The 14,041-nt window shown below is 67.9% G+C and carries 15 protein-coding genes; 9 read left to right on the forward strand and 6 right to left on the reverse strand.

The window, feature by feature from the left end; all coding sequences use genetic code 11:
* The first annotated feature begins 65 nt into the window (after nt 1-65).
* Entirely contained in the window at nt 66-404 is a 339-nt protein-coding gene (locus tag M0R88_RS08245) for an AbrB/MazE/SpoVT family DNA-binding domain-containing protein (protein WP_248656459.1), read from the forward strand.
* Complete coding sequence (locus M0R88_RS08250; protein ID WP_248656460.1) at nt 401-862, forward strand: type II toxin-antitoxin system VapC family toxin; 462 nt, start codon at nt 401-403, stop codon at nt 860-862. Before M0R88_RS08245 ends, M0R88_RS08250 begins: the two co-directional genes overlap by 4 nt.
* 13 nt (nt 863-875) lie before the next feature.
* Here M0R88_RS08250 and M0R88_RS08255 read toward each other — a convergent pair whose 3' ends face one another.
* Complete coding sequence (locus M0R88_RS08255; protein ID WP_248656461.1) at nt 876-1,949, reverse strand: S66 family peptidase; 1,074 nt, start codon at nt 1,947-1,949, stop codon at nt 876-878.
* A gap of 104 nt (nt 1,950-2,053) precedes the next feature.
* Between M0R88_RS08255 and M0R88_RS08260 the strand changes: the two genes are divergently transcribed.
* Nucleotides 2,054-2,254, forward strand: coding sequence for a hypothetical protein (locus M0R88_RS08260; RefSeq protein ID WP_248656462.1), 201 nt, complete (start codon nt 2,054-2,056; stop codon nt 2,252-2,254).
* Nucleotides 2,251-2,484, forward strand: coding sequence for a hypothetical protein (locus M0R88_RS08265; RefSeq protein ID WP_248656463.1), 234 nt, complete (start codon nt 2,251-2,253; stop codon nt 2,482-2,484). The genes M0R88_RS08260 and M0R88_RS08265 overlap by 4 nt, the downstream gene beginning before the upstream one ends.
* On the opposite strand, the gene M0R88_RS08270 is transcribed toward M0R88_RS08265, so the two are convergent.
* Nucleotides 2,485-3,564, reverse strand: a complete 1,080-nt coding sequence (locus M0R88_RS08270; RefSeq protein WP_248656464.1) for a family 43 glycosylhydrolase — start codon at nt 3,562-3,564, stop codon at nt 2,485-2,487. It abuts the gene before it with no gap.
* A gap of 151 nt (nt 3,565-3,715) precedes the next feature.
* On the opposite strand from M0R88_RS08270, the gene M0R88_RS08275 reads away from it, so the two are divergent.
* The 3 genes from M0R88_RS08275 (at nt 3,716) to M0R88_RS08285 (ending at nt 7,514) form a co-directional block, all read left to right on the forward strand.
* On the forward strand, nt 3,716-5,047 hold the full coding sequence (locus tag M0R88_RS08275; protein ID WP_248656465.1) for an O-acetylhomoserine aminocarboxypropyltransferase/cysteine synthase family protein: 1,332 nt from the start codon (nt 3,716-3,718) through the stop codon (nt 5,045-5,047).
* On the forward strand, nt 5,044-6,291 hold the full coding sequence (gene metX / locus M0R88_RS08280) for a homoserine O-acetyltransferase MetX (RefSeq protein WP_248656466.1): 1,248 nt from the start codon (nt 5,044-5,046) through the stop codon (nt 6,289-6,291). Before M0R88_RS08275 ends, metX begins: the two co-directional genes overlap by 4 nt.
* A 206-nt stretch (nt 6,292-6,497) precedes the next feature.
* Nucleotides 6,498-7,514, forward strand: coding sequence for a matrixin family metalloprotease (locus M0R88_RS08285; protein ID WP_248656467.1), 1,017 nt, complete (start codon nt 6,498-6,500; stop codon nt 7,512-7,514).
* An 8-nt stretch (nt 7,515-7,522) separates the two neighbouring features.
* On the opposite strand, the gene M0R88_RS08290 is transcribed toward M0R88_RS08285, so the two are convergent.
* A complete protein-coding gene (locus M0R88_RS08290; RefSeq protein WP_248656468.1) occupies nt 7,523-7,978 on the reverse strand; it encodes a hypothetical protein in 456 nt (151 codons plus the stop codon).
* Between the two features lie 69 nt (nt 7,979-8,047).
* Here M0R88_RS08290 and M0R88_RS08295 point away from each other — a divergent pair, with 69 nt between their 5' ends.
* On the forward strand, nt 8,048-8,227 hold the full coding sequence (locus M0R88_RS08295) for a hypothetical protein (RefSeq protein ID WP_248656469.1): 180 nt from the start codon (nt 8,048-8,050) through the stop codon (nt 8,225-8,227).
* A gap of 6 nt (nt 8,228-8,233) precedes the next feature.
* On the opposite strand, the gene M0R88_RS08300 is transcribed toward M0R88_RS08295, so the two are convergent.
* The 3 genes from M0R88_RS08300 to M0R88_RS08310 form a co-directional block, all read right to left on the reverse strand.
* Nucleotides 8,234-9,331: an aminopeptidase gene (locus tag M0R88_RS08300; RefSeq protein ID WP_248656470.1), complete on the reverse strand. Its 1,098-nt coding sequence runs from the start codon at nt 9,329-9,331 to the stop codon at nt 8,234-8,236.
* 83 nt (nt 9,332-9,414) lie between these two features.
* A complete protein-coding gene (locus tag M0R88_RS08305; RefSeq protein WP_248656471.1) occupies nt 9,415-9,933 on the reverse strand; it encodes a twin-arginine translocation signal domain-containing protein in 519 nt (172 codons plus the stop codon).
* 230 nt (nt 9,934-10,163) lie between these two features.
* Complete coding sequence (locus tag M0R88_RS08310; RefSeq protein WP_248656472.1) at nt 10,164-12,794, reverse strand: valine--tRNA ligase; 2,631 nt, start codon at nt 12,792-12,794, stop codon at nt 10,164-10,166.
* A gap of 234 nt (nt 12,795-13,028) precedes the next feature.
* Here M0R88_RS08310 and gnd point away from each other — a divergent pair, with 234 nt between their 5' ends.
* On the forward strand, nt 13,029-13,934 hold the full coding sequence (gnd, locus tag M0R88_RS08315) for a phosphogluconate dehydrogenase (NAD(+)-dependent, decarboxylating) (RefSeq protein ID WP_248656473.1): 906 nt from the start codon (nt 13,029-13,031) through the stop codon (nt 13,932-13,934).
* Nucleotides 13,935-14,041 lie beyond the last annotated feature (107 nt).

Genomic DNA, 14,041 nt, shown 5'->3' on the forward strand with positions numbered 1-14,041 from the left:
GCGACGACGGAGAATGAAACTGATGTTCGCGGAACATTTATTGGATTCCCACTAGTAGTGGGAGTATGACGAAAGTCGACTCGAAGGGCCGCATCGTCCTCCCGAAGGACCTCCGGGAGCGACTGGGTCTCGACTCCGGAACCGAAGTTACGGTGCGCGAGGAGGAGGGCCGAGCGGTCGTCGAACCCGAAGAGAGTGCCGACGAGATTATCTGCGACCTCGAAAACCGAATCGAGGAAGCGGCCTCTCGCCGGGAGCGTCCGCACTACGACGACGTAGAGGGAGAGGCCCGCGACCACCTCGAAACGATTCGGCGGCAGGCCAGCGATTCAGACGAGATAGAAGACGTTTCCGACGAGACCGCGACCGACGCGGACGACGGGACGCCGAACGAGGAGCGATGAGCGGCGGACCCTACCTGTTCGACGTGGGCGTCACTGCGCTCGCTCACGCGGGGACGCCCGTCAGCGAGACACCGCTCTCGTACGTTCGGGAGGCTATCGGCGGAGAAATCGACGCAGTCGTCCCCTACCCGTCGCTCGTCGGCGCTCATCACGTTCTCACGTCGGTCTACGGATTCTCGAACGAGGACGCGTCGGGCCTCATGCAGCGATTCATGGACGCCAGTCGCGTCCACTGGTACGACGAGATGCGCGAGGAGACCGTTCGGGAAGGGTTCCAGTGCGCCGGCGACGCGAACGTCGAGGGCTGGGACGGCTACTACGCCCGCGTCGCAATCAAGGAGGGAGTCGAGACGGTGTTGACGCTGGACGACGACTTTCGCCGCATCGAGGGTGTCTCCACCGAAGTCGTTCTCACGAGAGACGAGTTCGAGCGATTGAACGAGTATCTGGACGGCTGACGCGAGTCCGTCGCTACTCGCCGACCGAAATCCGCTCGCTCGCGGGGTCGATTTCGACGCGCCCGCCGACCGGGAGCGGGACGCTCGGCGCGGTGTGGCCGAAGTCGACGTCGAAGACGACCGGCGCGTCGGGGTTGTACTCCGCCACCACGTCCGCGACGGTCTCGCGCTGATCCTCGCGGTACTCGGCGCGAGCGTCCGGGCCGGGGTCCTCGAAGAGGTTGCGGGCCTTCGCGCGACCGACGAGGACGCCCGCGAAGCGTTCGAGCAGGCCGCGTTCGCCCATGCCGATGAGGAACTGGCGAACGTCCAGCGCCGAGGGCATCTCCTCGGAGGTCTCCAGCAGGAGGATTCGACCGTCCAAGTCCTCGGGCGCGGGGAGGTACCGGCCGGCCCGCAACTGGGTGTCGAGGGTGCCGACACACCCGCCCCACGTCCGGCCGGAGACGGTCGTCTCCGGCCCGCGGAACGTCCACCCCGGATTCGGCTCCGTCTCGCGGTGGCGGTCGAGGTTGTCCGGGTCCGCCCAGTCGAGGTTCTCGTCGGTGAACTCCTCGGCGGGGCGGAGGTCGCCGAAGGCGTCGAGGTCGTCGGCGAAGAACGCGGTCTCCAGATGCTCGACGGTGTAGTCGTACATCGACCCCTGCATGGCGAGGTCGGTCATCACGGTCCCGCCGTAGAACGAGACGATACCGAGGTTCCAGAGGTAGCACGCGAGGTTGGTATTGTCGCTGATGCCGTAGAATCTGGTCGGGTTCTCCCGCAGGACTTCGGGGTCGAGATGCTTCAGGATTCGAATCTGGTCGAACCCGCCGATGACGGTGACGACGCCCGAGATTTCGGGGTCGGCGAACGCGTCCATCACGTCCCGCGCGCGCTCCTCGGGGTGGTCGTAGAGGTAGTCGCTGTCCTTCGCCGTGGTGGGGAACTCGACCGGTTCGAGGTCGAAGACCTCGCGGAGGCGCTTCAGTCCCAACTCGTAGACGTGCGGGTAGTCGGTCGCTCGGTTGGAACCGGGCGCGACGACCGCCACTCTGTCGCCGCGGTCCAGCGCGGGCGGGACGACGAACTCGTCGGACTCGCTCATGGCAACCGGTTCGGTGTCGGGTTTCCTATGCGTTTCGGAGGCTCGGGAGCGACTCCCACGGCGAACCCCACAGATTGATGGCAATCCTCTGCCAGCACTCGGGCATGGCCGACCCCGAACTGCTCGCCCGCCTCGACAGAATCGCCCTCCTGCTGGTCGCGCTCCTCGCGGTCGAACTGCTGGAACTGCTGAACGTGAACGCTCTCTTCCTCCTGTTGGTCGGCGGCGCGGTCTTCGTCTTCGGATTCGCGTACCTCTGGGGCCGGTCGGTGGTCGGAGTGCTCTCCGGGGAGGGAGTCCGATGACCGACGACCGCGACCGCCTCGAATCGAAGGTGGACCGCCTCGACGAGCGAGTCGCCGGACTGGAAACCAAACTCGACCGCCTCGTCCTCCTGGTCGGCGCGTTGCTGGTCGTGCAACTCGCGCACGTCGTCGGCGGGGACATCCTTCTGAACCTCCTGTTGGTCCTGCTCGCGCTCGGACTCCTCGGTTTCGCGGCGGTCTTCTTGCTCGCACTCGGCAAGCGCCTGTAGTCACTCGCCGACCGGCGGCACCTTCCTGACCGGCGGCACCCTCCCGACCGCGCTCGGCGTGCCGTCCTCGCCGACCACGGGCCACTCGTCGCACCACCGAATCCGGTCGAGCATGAGAACCCGGCGCGGGGTGTCGGCGACCCACGGGTTCTCCCGGACGTAGGCGTGGTAGAGCAGCCACCACCCGCCGCGCTCGTCGCGGACGACCGCGCAGTGGCCCGGCGCGAGGAACCGGTCGCCGCCCTCCAGAATCGTCGTCCCGGTGACTCCCTCGGCGGTGAGTCGGCCGCCGTCGCGGTTGCGGTACGGTCCCCGCAGTCGCTCGGCGCGGCCCACGACGAGGTGGTAGGTGCTCTCCGCGCCGCGACAGCAGGTCCCCCGCGAGCCGAAGACGTAGTAGAATCCGCCGCGGGAGACGACGTAGGGCGCTTCCACGCCGTCGCCCGCGATGCGGAACGTCTCGCCCGCCACCGAGAGACCGTCCTCGGCGAGTCGGACGCCGTAGATGCCCCGCCTGCTCCCCCAGAACAGATACGGTTCGTCGTCGCCGCGCACGAACAGCATCGGGTCGATGGAGTTCGGGACGCCGATGCCCTCGCTCCGGAGGAGACCGCCGCGCGACTCGAACGGACCGGTCGGCTCCGGCGCGGTGGCGACGCCGACGCCCTCGTTTCGCGCGCCGAACTCGGCGTCCGAGTAGTAGAGCAGGGTCCGCCCGTCGAGGTAACCGACGCCGGGTGCCCAGAGGCCGCGGTACCGCGACCAGTCGGGCCTCTCGGCGAACGCCGGGCCGACGAACTCCCAGTCCACGAGGTTCGGCGACTTCAGGACGGGGACCAGCGCGCGGTCGGGCCCGACTCCGGGCTTCCACGGGTGGTAGGTGCCGTAGGCGTAGTACGTGCCGTCCGCGTGGAGCACGTCGGGGTCCGCGAAAATGCTGTCGTAGACGGGGTTCCGGTAGGTGTCCGGTCGGCGGTCTCGGGAGTCCTCGGACGATGCTTCGCGGGCGGTTCCGGCCTCGGAGCGAGTCGTGCCGAAGCAAGCGACCCCCGCGCTGGCGAGGAGTTCGCGCCGATTCACGACAGGAGTATGGTAGTGGGTCCCAAAAGAATTCCGTCGAATCGGGAGGGCGGAAACGCATCGGCCGCCTTCCCCGACCGCCTCGCTCGCCGTCCGCAATCCTTGCCGTAACTGATGGTTATAACTTCCAGAAGAAATATGCGTGTAGTACATGACCGACTCCGAAGAGGCGGCCGACCAGCCCCGCTTCGACACCCGGAGCCTCCACGCCGGCCACGGGGCCGACCCCGCGACCGGGGCGCGCGCGCCGCCCATCTACCAGACGACCTCCTACGAGTTCGAGGACGCCGACCACGCCGCGGACCTCTACGCCCTCGACGGCGACGAAGACATCTACTCGCGCATCTCGAACCCGACCGCGCGGTTCCTCGAAGACCGACTCGCCTCGCTGGAGGGCGGCGCGGGCGCGGTCGCCACGTCGAGCGGGATGGCGGCGTTCGACTCGCTGGTCCTCGTCCTCGCGGAGTCGGGCGACAACGTGGTCTGCTCGACCGACACCTACGGCGGCACCACTGCCCACCTGCGCCACACCGCGAGCAAGCGCGGCGTCGAACCACGGTTCGTGGACACGCTCGACTACGCGGCCTACGAGGAGGCGGTGGACGACTCGACCGCCTTCGTCCACGTCGAGACCGTCGGCAACCCCTCGCTGGTGACGCCGGACTTCGAGCGCGTCGCCGCCATCGCCCACGACGCCGGGGCACCGCTGGTCGTGGACAACACCTTCGCCACGCCGTACCTCTGCAACCCCCTCGACCACGGCGCCGACGCCGTCTGGGAGTCCACGACGAAGTGGCTCCACGGGAGCGGGACCACGGTCGGGGGCGTGCTGGTGGACGGCGGGAGCTTCGACTGGGAGGCCCGCGCCGACCGGTTCCCCGAACTCGCGGGCGACAACGCGGCCTACCACGACACCGACTTCTCGCGGGACTTCCCCGACGCGCCGCTGGCGGCCGCGGCGCGCTGGCGGGCGCTCCGGAGTCTGGGCAACCAGCAGTCGCCGTTCGACGCGTGGCAGACCCTGCAAGGACTCGAAACCCTTCCGCTCCGGATGGAGCGCCACTGCGAGAACGCCGCGATTCTGGCGGAGTACCTCGCGGACCGCGACGACGTGGCGTGGGTCGCGTATCCGGGCCTGGAGAGCCACGAGACCCACGAGAACGCCGCGAAATATCTCGATGGGGGGTACGGCGGGATGATTGCGTTCGGCCTGAAAGACGGGTTCGAGGCGGGGAAGGCGTTCTGCGAGAACGTCGAGTTGGCGAGCTTTCTGGCGAACATCGGCGACGCGAAGACGCTGGTCATCCACCCCGCCAGCACGACCCACGCACAGCTCTCGCCCGAGGAGCAGGAGGCGGCGGGCGTCTCGCCCGACCTCGTGCGCCTCTCTGTCGGCATCGAGGACCCCGCCGACCTGCTGGCCGACGTCGAGCGGGCCATCGAGGCGTCAACGGGGAACCGAGCGGGAGCGGGACCGACATGAACCGGACGCGCGACACCGCCGACCTCGGCAATTTCGAGTTCGAGTGCGGCCGGGCCGTCCCGCTGGAGGTCGCCTACGAGACCTACGGCGAGTACGACGGACGCAACGCAGTGCTGGTCTGTCACGCCCTGACGGGGAGCGCGCACGTCACAGGTCCGAAACGGGCGCACGGCGACGGGGGCGACGACGCGGGCGAGGAGAGCGACGACGCGGGCGCGGCGACCGGCGGACAGGCCGCGGCGTGGTGGAGCGACGTAGTGGGGCCGGGCAAGGCCATCGACACGCGCGAGTACTTCGTCGTCTGCGCGAACGTCCCGGGGTCCTGTTACGGGACGACCGGTCCCGCGAGCATCGACCCCGAGACCGGCGAGGCGTACGGCACCGACTTCCCGGCCGTGACGGTCGGCGACTGGACGCGGGCGCAGGCCCGCCTGCTCGACCACCTCGGGGTCGGCCCGGTCCACGCCGTCGTGGGCGGGAGCGTCGGCGGGATGAACGTCCTGGAGTGGGCCAAGCGCTACCCCGAGCGCGTCGATAGAGTCGTGCCGATAGCCACCGCGGCCCGCCTCGACCCCCAGATGCTCGCCATCGACGCCGTCGCGCGCCGCGCCATCACGACCGACCCGAACTGGAACGGCGGCGACTACCACGGCGACGACCGGGACCCGCCCACGGACGGCCTCGCCATCGCCCGCCAGTTGGGGCACGTCGGCTACCTCTCGAAGGAGTCGATGGACCGGAAGTTCGGCAGACGGTCGGCGGGCCGGGCCGCGATGGCCGACGCCTTCGCGCCCGACGACCCCGCGGGCGAGTACTTCCCCTACCGCGAGGTCGAGTCGTACCTCGACTATCAGGCCGAGAAGTTCGTCGAGCGCTTCGACGCGACCAGCTACCTCTACCTGACGCGAGCGATGGACCACTACGACCTCTCGTCGGGCTACGACTCGGACGCCGACGCGCTCGCCGGATTCTCCGGCGAGGCGCTCGTGATCAGTTTCACCGGCGACTGGCACTTCACCGTCGAGCAGTCCGAGCGCCTCGCCGACGCCTTCGAGACGGCCGGCATCGACGCGGCCCACCACGTCGTGGAGAGCGACCACGGCCACGACGCCTTCCTCGTGGAACCCGAAGAGGTCGGGCCGCCGCTCCGGGACTTCCTCGCGGCGGGCGTCGAGGGCCGGGCGGTCAGCGACGCCGACGAGCGGGAGTTCGCGCCGGTCCACGCGAGCCTCTTCGGGAAGTGAGTTACGCGGTCGCTACCGCCGGTTAAGTGTAAGTAGAGTAACGTTAGTGGGTCGGTGGGCGGCGTTAGCGTCTCGATGGATTTCGTTAGTGTTCCGGTGGGTTCCGTTAGCATTTCAGTGGGCTTCGTTAGCACGCCGATGGAGCCACGTTAGCGTCTCGGTGCGGGCGCAAACCTTGATACGGGGCGACGTTGTGCTACTTGTCGATGTGGCGAACACTGTTCGTCGCTGCCCTCCTCGTGTTGGCGGGATGCGCCACCCACGCACCCGGCACCGAGGCGGACGACGACCGGTCGGCGGCCCATCGGGCGCTCACGTCCGAGGGCACCCCCGACCGGCCGAATCCGTGGGGGGAAGGGGAGCTGACGGTCGCTATCAACAACACTGCGAACGAATCGCGGAACTTCCGGCCGCTGGTGTCCGACGCGCTGGCCTTCTGGTCGAACAACAGCACGCGCTTCGCCGGGTTCCCGCTGAGCTACGAACTCGCCCCGAACGCGTCGAACCCCGACGTGATAATCGAGTTCGTCGATTCCATCGAGTCGTGCGCCGACGTCGCCGAACCGGCGGGGTGTGCGCCGTACGTGACCGGCGGACAGGTCTCGCGGCCCATCACCATCGAAGTGGTCGGTTCGTACGACAACGCCTCGACGCGGCTCATCCTGAAACACGAACTCGGCCACACCCTCGGGCTGAACCACACCGCCAGACCCCAGTCGGTCATGGCTCCGACCTCGCAACTCCGGACGCTCCCGCGGCCCAACGCCACCCAGCGCGACCTGCCGTGGGCCGACGCTAACTTCACGGTCTACCTCGACGCGGGTCGGACCGACGACCCCGCGGCGACCCGCGAGCAGGTCCGGCGCGCGCTCGACTACTACGCCGACGGCGCGAACGGGACCGTCCCCGAGAACGTCTCCTTCCGGTTCACCGACAACCGCTCGGCGGCGGACGTGGTCGTGGAGTTCACCGACGACCTGCCCTGTCGGACCGGCGACAGCGGTTCGTGCGGTCGGGTCCGGGGCAACGACCCCGACGGCGACGGCGCGCTCGAACGCTACGACCACCTCCGGGTCACGCTGAGCGACATCGACACCGAGGCGGTCGGCTGGCACGTCGGCTACTGGCTCGGCTACGGCTTCGGCTTCGAGGCGGACGCCGAGTGGCCCGCGCCGTTCCGGAACGCGACGTACGAGGAGCGACGCGAGGCGTGGTGGCGCTGACCACCGTCTCAGTCCCGTGCGAGAGGGATTTCCGACTCGCCGCCGGGCGCGGCCCCGGCCGCGAGCGCGCCCTCGACCACGTAGACGGTTCCGCACGCGAGCGCGGTCGCGACGCCCAGAAGCGCGTCGTAGCGCGCGGCGGCCCCCGGCGGGAGCCACCGCGCGCCGGTCGCCAGCAGGTAATTGGCCGACCAGAGCGCGCCGTCGGGCGTGCCCGGTTGGAGCGACCACCAGACCGCGACGGCGAGCGCCCCGCCGCCGAGAAGACCCGCGAGCGCGCCGTGGCGCACTCGGTCGCGCCACGACCCCGCGCGGCGTCCGGCGAGGTAGCCGCCGACGAGTCCGCCGGCGAGGACTCCGGCGAACGCGGGCCAGCGGGCCGCCTCGGGGAGCGCGACGGCGGCCGCGAAGCACGCGAATCCGGCGTCGGCAGTCGCGCCGACGAAGACGGCTCTCCAGTTCACGTCGGGGCTTGGTTCCGACGCGAGTAAAGCGTGGACACTTTTTTCAGAAATCGAACCGAACGCTCGGACGTGAACCCCAAGAGTCAGTCTAAACCGGCGCAGTTGGTCGGCCTCCTCGTCGCCGCCGTCGCGGTCGTGGGCTACCTCGGCTTCGGCTGGCGGTTCGGCGGCGAGTCGAGTCCGGTCGCGGTCGGTCTCGCCTTGGTCGGCGTGGCGGCCGCGGTGTACTTCACGATACGCGGTGAGTAGACGCAGTCACTCCTCGAAACCGTCTTCCCACCGGAACCGACCGTTTCGTTGGACCGCTTCGCCGTCTATCTCCATCCGGGAGTCCTCGCTCACGTCGGTAATCATGTCCACGTGGACTGCGCTCTGGTTGCCCTCCTCCCCCTCGGGGAGGCACGACGAGTAGGCCCGGCCGACCGCGAGGTGGACCGTGTCGCCCATCTTCTCGTCGAAGAGGATGCTGTCGGTGAAGCGGTCGATGCCGCGGTTCATCCCGATGCCGAGTTCGCCGAGTCGCTTCGCGCCCGCGTCGGTGGCGAAGATGTCGTCGAGCGCCTGCTGGCCGGTCTCGGCCGACCAGTCCACGACCTCCCCGTCGTCGAAGGTGAGGTGGACGTCCCGGATGCGCGTCCCGTCGTGGGTCATCGGCACGTCGAAGTACACCTCGCCCTCGGGGTCCTCGGGCGCGGTGAACACCTCGCCGCTCGGGAGGTTGTGCGAGTCGTAGGCGACCGAGGCGGCGCTGTTGACCGCGGTCCGGTCCTCGATGGACATCGTGAGGTCGGTGTCCTCCTTGACGAGTCGGACCTCGCTCCCCTCGTCCAGTAGCTCTTTCATCCTCGCCATCTCGTCGGCGAGGCTCTCCCAGTCCCGGAGGACGGCGTCGTACACGAAGTCCTCGTACTCGCGGTAGTCCATCCCGGCGTTCTGGGCGTGGGCGCGAGTCGGATGCATGGTCGAGACCCAGTCGGTGTCCATCATCTGGGCCTTGATTTCGGTCCGGGACTTCTTGTACGCCGCGCGCTTCTCGCCCGGCACCGCGCCCTTCGCGGCGGTGTTGCGCTTGGCCCGGAGCGAGAGGACCACGTCGGCGTTCTCCAGCATCGCCACCTCGAACTCGGGGTCGTCGTCGAAGTCGCCGTCGTGGGAGCGGACGAAGGCCGACTCCACCTCGTCGGAGACGTACGTGGCGAGGTAGTTCGCGCCGCGCTCGCCCAACTTCTCGGCTACCGCGACCGCGAGGTCGTGTGCGCCCTCGTCCACGCGGACGACCACGTCGTCGCCTGCCTCGACGCGGGCGCTCCAATCGACCAACACCTCGGCGTGTTCGGAAACTCGTTGGTCCATGTCGTGTCGAGTTGGCGCGTCGGGGTGAAAACGGCGACGGTTCGGCCGTCCCGCGAAAAACAGCGTCGTGACGGTGCCGGTCGTCAGAAGCAGTTACAGCGACCGTAGAACGTGTCCCCGTTCTGGTAGCACTTCTGGTAGTCGTACTCCGAGCTACAGGAATAGTCGCTACACCAACAGTTGTGGCTCATCGTGTCCACGTCCTGGGTAGTCACGCCGTCCTGCGGGTCGTAGAACGTGACGGTGTCCTCCGACCAGAGGGTACCGAAGGCGCGGTTCGACTCGGGTTCGACGTGGACGGTGAGGAAGCCGTCCTCGACCTGCGCCTCGCCGACGACCTGCTCGGTCTCGTCTTTCGCCTCGGTCCGGCGGGGGTTCTCCAGTGCGGCCATCGACGCGAGGACGCCCTCCGCACGGAGCATCTGCGCGAGGTCGTCCCCGTGAGCGGCCAGTTCCGACTGGAGCGTCTCGGAGTCGAGTCGCTCGACGTTGGCGGTCTCTTTCGCGGTGACGTTCGCGGTCGCACCGATGGCGAGCGCACCGGTCGCGGTCGTCTGCTTGAGGAATCGACGCCGGTTCAGGCTCGAGTTGTTTTCGCTCATGCTACGTCGAAACCATCCCGCCACTATTATTTATTAATTTCTAACTATATAACATAATTTAATCTTCTCTCGCCGAACTTCGTCCGGAGAAAACGCCGAAGGTAGTTCGGACACACCGACGAAGACATCGTTTGGAACACGTATCGCCCTGCCATCGGTTCGAGAACGGCGGTACTGACGAGAAGGGCGACGAGGTGAAGAGAACAGCGAGAAGTGAGCGGTCGCCGCTCTCAGGGGAACACCAGCGCGGTCGCGTGGTCGGTCTCCAGCACTTCGACCTCTTCGCCGCTTTCGGCGCGGTACTCCTCTTCGATTTCCACGGCGTCGCCGTCGATGGTGACCTCCTCGCCGTCCACCGTGAGCGTAATCTCGCCCTCGATCTCCTTCTGGTTCTTGAGTTGGTTCAGGTCGGCCGATTCGAGCGCGCCGACGACCTGTCCGGCCTTGTCGCGGAACTGCGGGCCGATGGTGCTGTGGTCGGGGTCCACGCCGACCGGGACGAGTTCGACGCTCGGCTGGCCCGCTTCGAGGTACACCGGCGCGTTGACCGCCTCGCTCAGGTCGTAGGTGTCCCATCCGCGACCGAGGTCGGAGTAGACCTCGATGCGGTCGAGTTCGGCGTTGAGCGCCATGCCGGCGTCGGACTTCCACGCGCGAATCTCGCTGGCGACCTCCGCGATGAGGTCGCCCCGCTCCTCGGCCTCGGGGTCCGAGAACTCGACGTCGGGCCACGAGGCGGCGTGGACGCTCCCCTCGGTGCCGGGGAGGTGGTCGTAGAGTTCCTCGGCGAAGTGAGGCGAGAACGGCGAGAGCATCCGGACCGACGCCGAGACCGCAGTGTACAGCGCCTTCCGGGCGGCGTCGCGCTCGCCGGGCCGACCCTCGTAGAGGCGGCCCTTCACGAGTTCGAGGTAGTCGTCGGCGAGGTCGTTCCAGACGAACTCCCGGAGTTTGCGGAGCGCGGCGTCGAACCGATACGCCTCCATGTCGGCCTCGACCGACTCGACGGTCCGCGAGAGCTTCGTCAGAATCCACTTGTCGGCGTCGCGGTACGCCGGCGCGCCGATGTCGGGCGTCTCCTCGTCGAGGTGTTCCGCCGAGAACTGGAAGATGTTCCAGAACTTCGTGAGGAACCGGGAGGCGGACTTGACCTCCTTCCACTGGAACTGGATGTCGCTACCGGGCTGGCCGCCGAGCGCGAGCGCCTGTCGAACCGAGTCGGCGCTGTACTCCTCGATGGCCTCCTCCGGCCCCACGGCGTTGCCCCGCGACTTGCTCATCTTGTGGCCGTCGTCGCCGAAGACCATTCCGTTGACCAGCGACTCCTCCCACGGAATCTCGTCTTCGAGCGCGGTGACCCGCAGGAGGGTGTAGAACGCCCACGTCCGGATGATGTCGTGGCCCTGCTCGCGGAGCGTGGTCGGGGTGAACTCCGCGTCCGGCCAGCCCTGGACGTGCATCGGCGAAATCGAGGAGTCCATCCACGTGTCCATCACGTCGGTCTCGCCCTCCCAGTCGCTCGCGCCACACTCGGGACACTCGCCGATTTCGGGGTCGGTGTCGGTCGGGTCGAGCGGGAGTTCCTCGATTCCGGCGACGTGGACGTGGTCGCAGTCGTCGTTCCCGCAGAACCACGCCGGGATGGGCGTGGCGAACACGCGCTGGCGGGAGATGACCCAGTCCCACTCCATCCCCTCGGTCCAGTCTTCGAGGCGGTCGTACATGTGGTCGGGAATCCACTCGACCTGTTCGGCCTTCTCCAGAATCTCGTCCTGTCGGACCTCCACGAACCACTGCTCCTTGCTCAGGATTTCGATGGGCGTGTCGCACCGCCAGCACGCGCCGACCGACTGGTCGGTGGGTTCGGTGTCTTCGAGGTAGCCCGCCTCGTCCAAGTCCTCGGCGATGGCCTCCTTGGCGTCCGCGATGGCCATGCCCTCGTACTCCCCGGCGATTTCGTTGAGGCGACCGTCCTCGGTGAAGACGGGACGCAGGTCGAGGTCGTGTTCGGCCCACCAGTCCACGTCCTGCTTGTCGCCGAACGTGCATATCATGACCGCGCCGGTCCCGAAGTCGCCGTCAACGTCGTCGTCGGCGATGAGTTCGACCTCCTGGCCGAACAGCGGAACCTCGAAGGTGTCGCCGATGCGGTCCTCGTAGCGCTCGTCGTCGGGACTGACCGCCATGCCGACGCAGGCCGCGAGCAGTTCGGGCCGCGTCGTGGCGATTTCGATGTCGTCGTTCTCGACGCCGGGGAAGGTGACGTAGTGGAGCGTCCCCTCGCGGTCGATGTTCTCGACTTCGGCGTCCGCGATGGCGGTCTCGCACCGCGGGCACCAGTTGACGGGGTGTTCGTCGCGGTAGACGTAGCTGTCGTCGCCCTCGCCGTCGGCCATCTCCACGAACGACCGCTGGGTCTTCTCCCAGTAGTCGGCGTCCATCGTGCGGTACTCCGCCGACCAGTCCTGCGAGAAGCCCAGCGACTGCATCGTCTCCTTCATCCCGTCGATGCGGCGCTCGGTGTACTCGACGCAGAGGTCCCGGAACTCCTCGCGGGGCACGTCGGTCCGGTGGATGTCCTCTTCTTCCTCGACCTTCACTTCGGTCGGCAGGCCGTGGCAGTCCCAGCCCTGCGGGAAGAGCACCTCGTCGCCCAGCAGTCGGTGGAACCGCGCGGCGAAGTCCATGTAACTCCAGCCCAGCGCGTGACCGAGGTGGAGTTGGCCGGTCGGGTACGGCGGCGGCGTGTCTACGACGTAGTCCGGTTCGCCGTCGGGGTTGTAGACCTCGGAGCCGCGCCACTCGTCTTGCCACTTCGGTTCGACTTCCTCGGGGTCGTAACTGTCGGGAACGTCTGTCATAGTGTGGGTTTAGCTGACTCTGTCGGGGGAGTAGTCCTCGGAGAAAGACGCGCCGCTGCGCTGGACAGTTCAACGTACTACCGACGCAGTCAGCCTCATACGTTACAGGTACGGACGGGTACTGATAAAGGTTCTCGTCTGCGTGTGGGTGTTTCAGTGCGAAACGTGGCGAGAATCGCTCCCCGACCGCGGAGAACCGCAACCCCTACCTGCCACCTCCGCGGACTCTCTCCCATGCAACTGGGCGTCATCGGACTTGGCCGGATGGGCCGCATCGTCGTGGACCGAGTACTCGACGCGGGCCACGACGTGGTGGCCTTCGACTTGGACGAGGCGGCCGTCGCTTCCGCCGCCGACGCGGGCGCGACCCCCGCCGACTCGGTGGTAGACCTCGCGGAAAAACTCGGCGACGAGAAGCGCATCTGGCTGATGGTCCCCGCGGGCGAGGCGGTGGACGCCGCGCTGGACGACCTCGAAGACCACCTGACCGACGAGGACGTGGTGGTGGACGGCGGTAACTCCCACTTCGAGGACTCGACGCGCCGGGCCGAGGAGACCCCGGCGGCGTACCTCGACTGCGGGACCTCCGGCGGGCCGGCGGGCGCGGAACTCGGGTTCTCGCTGATGGTCGGCGGGCCGGAGTGGGCCTACGAGGAACTGACGCCGGTCTTCGACGCGGTGGCGACCGGACCGGCGGGCCACGACCGGATGGGTCCCGCCGGGTCGGGACACTACGTCAAGATGGTCCACAACGGCGTGGAGTACGCGCTGATGCAGGCCTACGGCGAGGGCTTCGAGTTGCTCGCGGAGGGTCGATACGACCTCGACCTCGAAGCGGTCGCCCGGACGTGGAACAACGGCGCGGTCATCCGGTCGTGGCTCCTCGAACTCTGCGAGGAGGCGTTCCGCGAGGAGGGTACCGACCTCGGCGACGTGGACGACTACGTGGCCGGCGGCTCCACGGGGACGTGGACCGTCCGAGAGGCGCTGGAACAGGAGGTGCCGGTCCCGCTCATCTATCAGGCGCTCGGCGAGCGGTTCGGCTCTCGCGCCGCCGAGGACGGTCGGTTCTCTCGGCGACTGGCGAATCGGCTCCGCTACGGGTTCGGCCGTCACGAGGTCGCGCGCCGCGAGAAGTAGTGTAGACAGAAATTCGTTGCTTTGAGAAACATTTCCCATTCTGAGGGGCGGCCACAGTCCCCGGAATGGTACCGAAACCCACACCCACGCCAACTTGATAGCCGTCC

The sequence above is a fragment of the Halorussus gelatinilyticus genome (assembly GCF_023238445.1).
GTDB classification, from domain to species: Archaea; Halobacteriota; Halobacteria; order Halobacteriales; family Haladaptataceae; genus Halorussus; species Halorussus gelatinilyticus.

Coding starts and splice junctions, on each gene's coding strand:
- M0R88_RS08245 (WP_248656459.1), top strand. CDS start 66: ATGACGAAAGTCGACTCGAAGGGCCGCATCGTCCTCCCGAAGGACCTC.
- M0R88_RS08250 (WP_248656460.1), top strand. CDS start 401: ATGAGCGGCGGACCCTACCTGTTCGACGTGGGCGTCACTGCGCTCGCT.
- M0R88_RS08255 (WP_248656461.1), bottom strand. CDS start 1,949: ATGAGCGAGTCCGACGAGTTCGTCGTCCCGCCCGCGCTGGACCGCGGC.
- M0R88_RS08260 (WP_248656462.1), top strand. CDS start 2,054: ATGGCCGACCCCGAACTGCTCGCCCGCCTCGACAGAATCGCCCTCCTG.
- M0R88_RS08265 (WP_248656463.1), top strand. CDS start 2,251: ATGACCGACGACCGCGACCGCCTCGAATCGAAGGTGGACCGCCTCGAC.
- M0R88_RS08275 (WP_248656465.1), top strand. CDS start 3,716: ATGACCGACTCCGAAGAGGCGGCCGACCAGCCCCGCTTCGACACCCGG.
- metX (WP_248656466.1), top strand. CDS start 5,044: ATGAACCGGACGCGCGACACCGCCGACCTCGGCAATTTCGAGTTCGAG.
- M0R88_RS08285 (WP_248656467.1), top strand. CDS start 6,498: ATGTGGCGAACACTGTTCGTCGCTGCCCTCCTCGTGTTGGCGGGATGC.
- M0R88_RS08300 (WP_248656470.1), bottom strand. CDS start 9,331: ATGGACCAACGAGTTTCCGAACACGCCGAGGTGTTGGTCGATTGGAGC.
- M0R88_RS08305 (WP_248656471.1), bottom strand. CDS start 9,933: ATGAGCGAAAACAACTCGAGCCTGAACCGGCGTCGATTCCTCAAGCAG.
- M0R88_RS08310 (WP_248656472.1), bottom strand. CDS start 12,794: ATGACAGACGTTCCCGACAGTTACGACCCCGAGGAAGTCGAACCGAAG.
- gnd (WP_248656473.1), top strand. CDS start 13,029: ATGCAACTGGGCGTCATCGGACTTGGCCGGATGGGCCGCATCGTCGTG.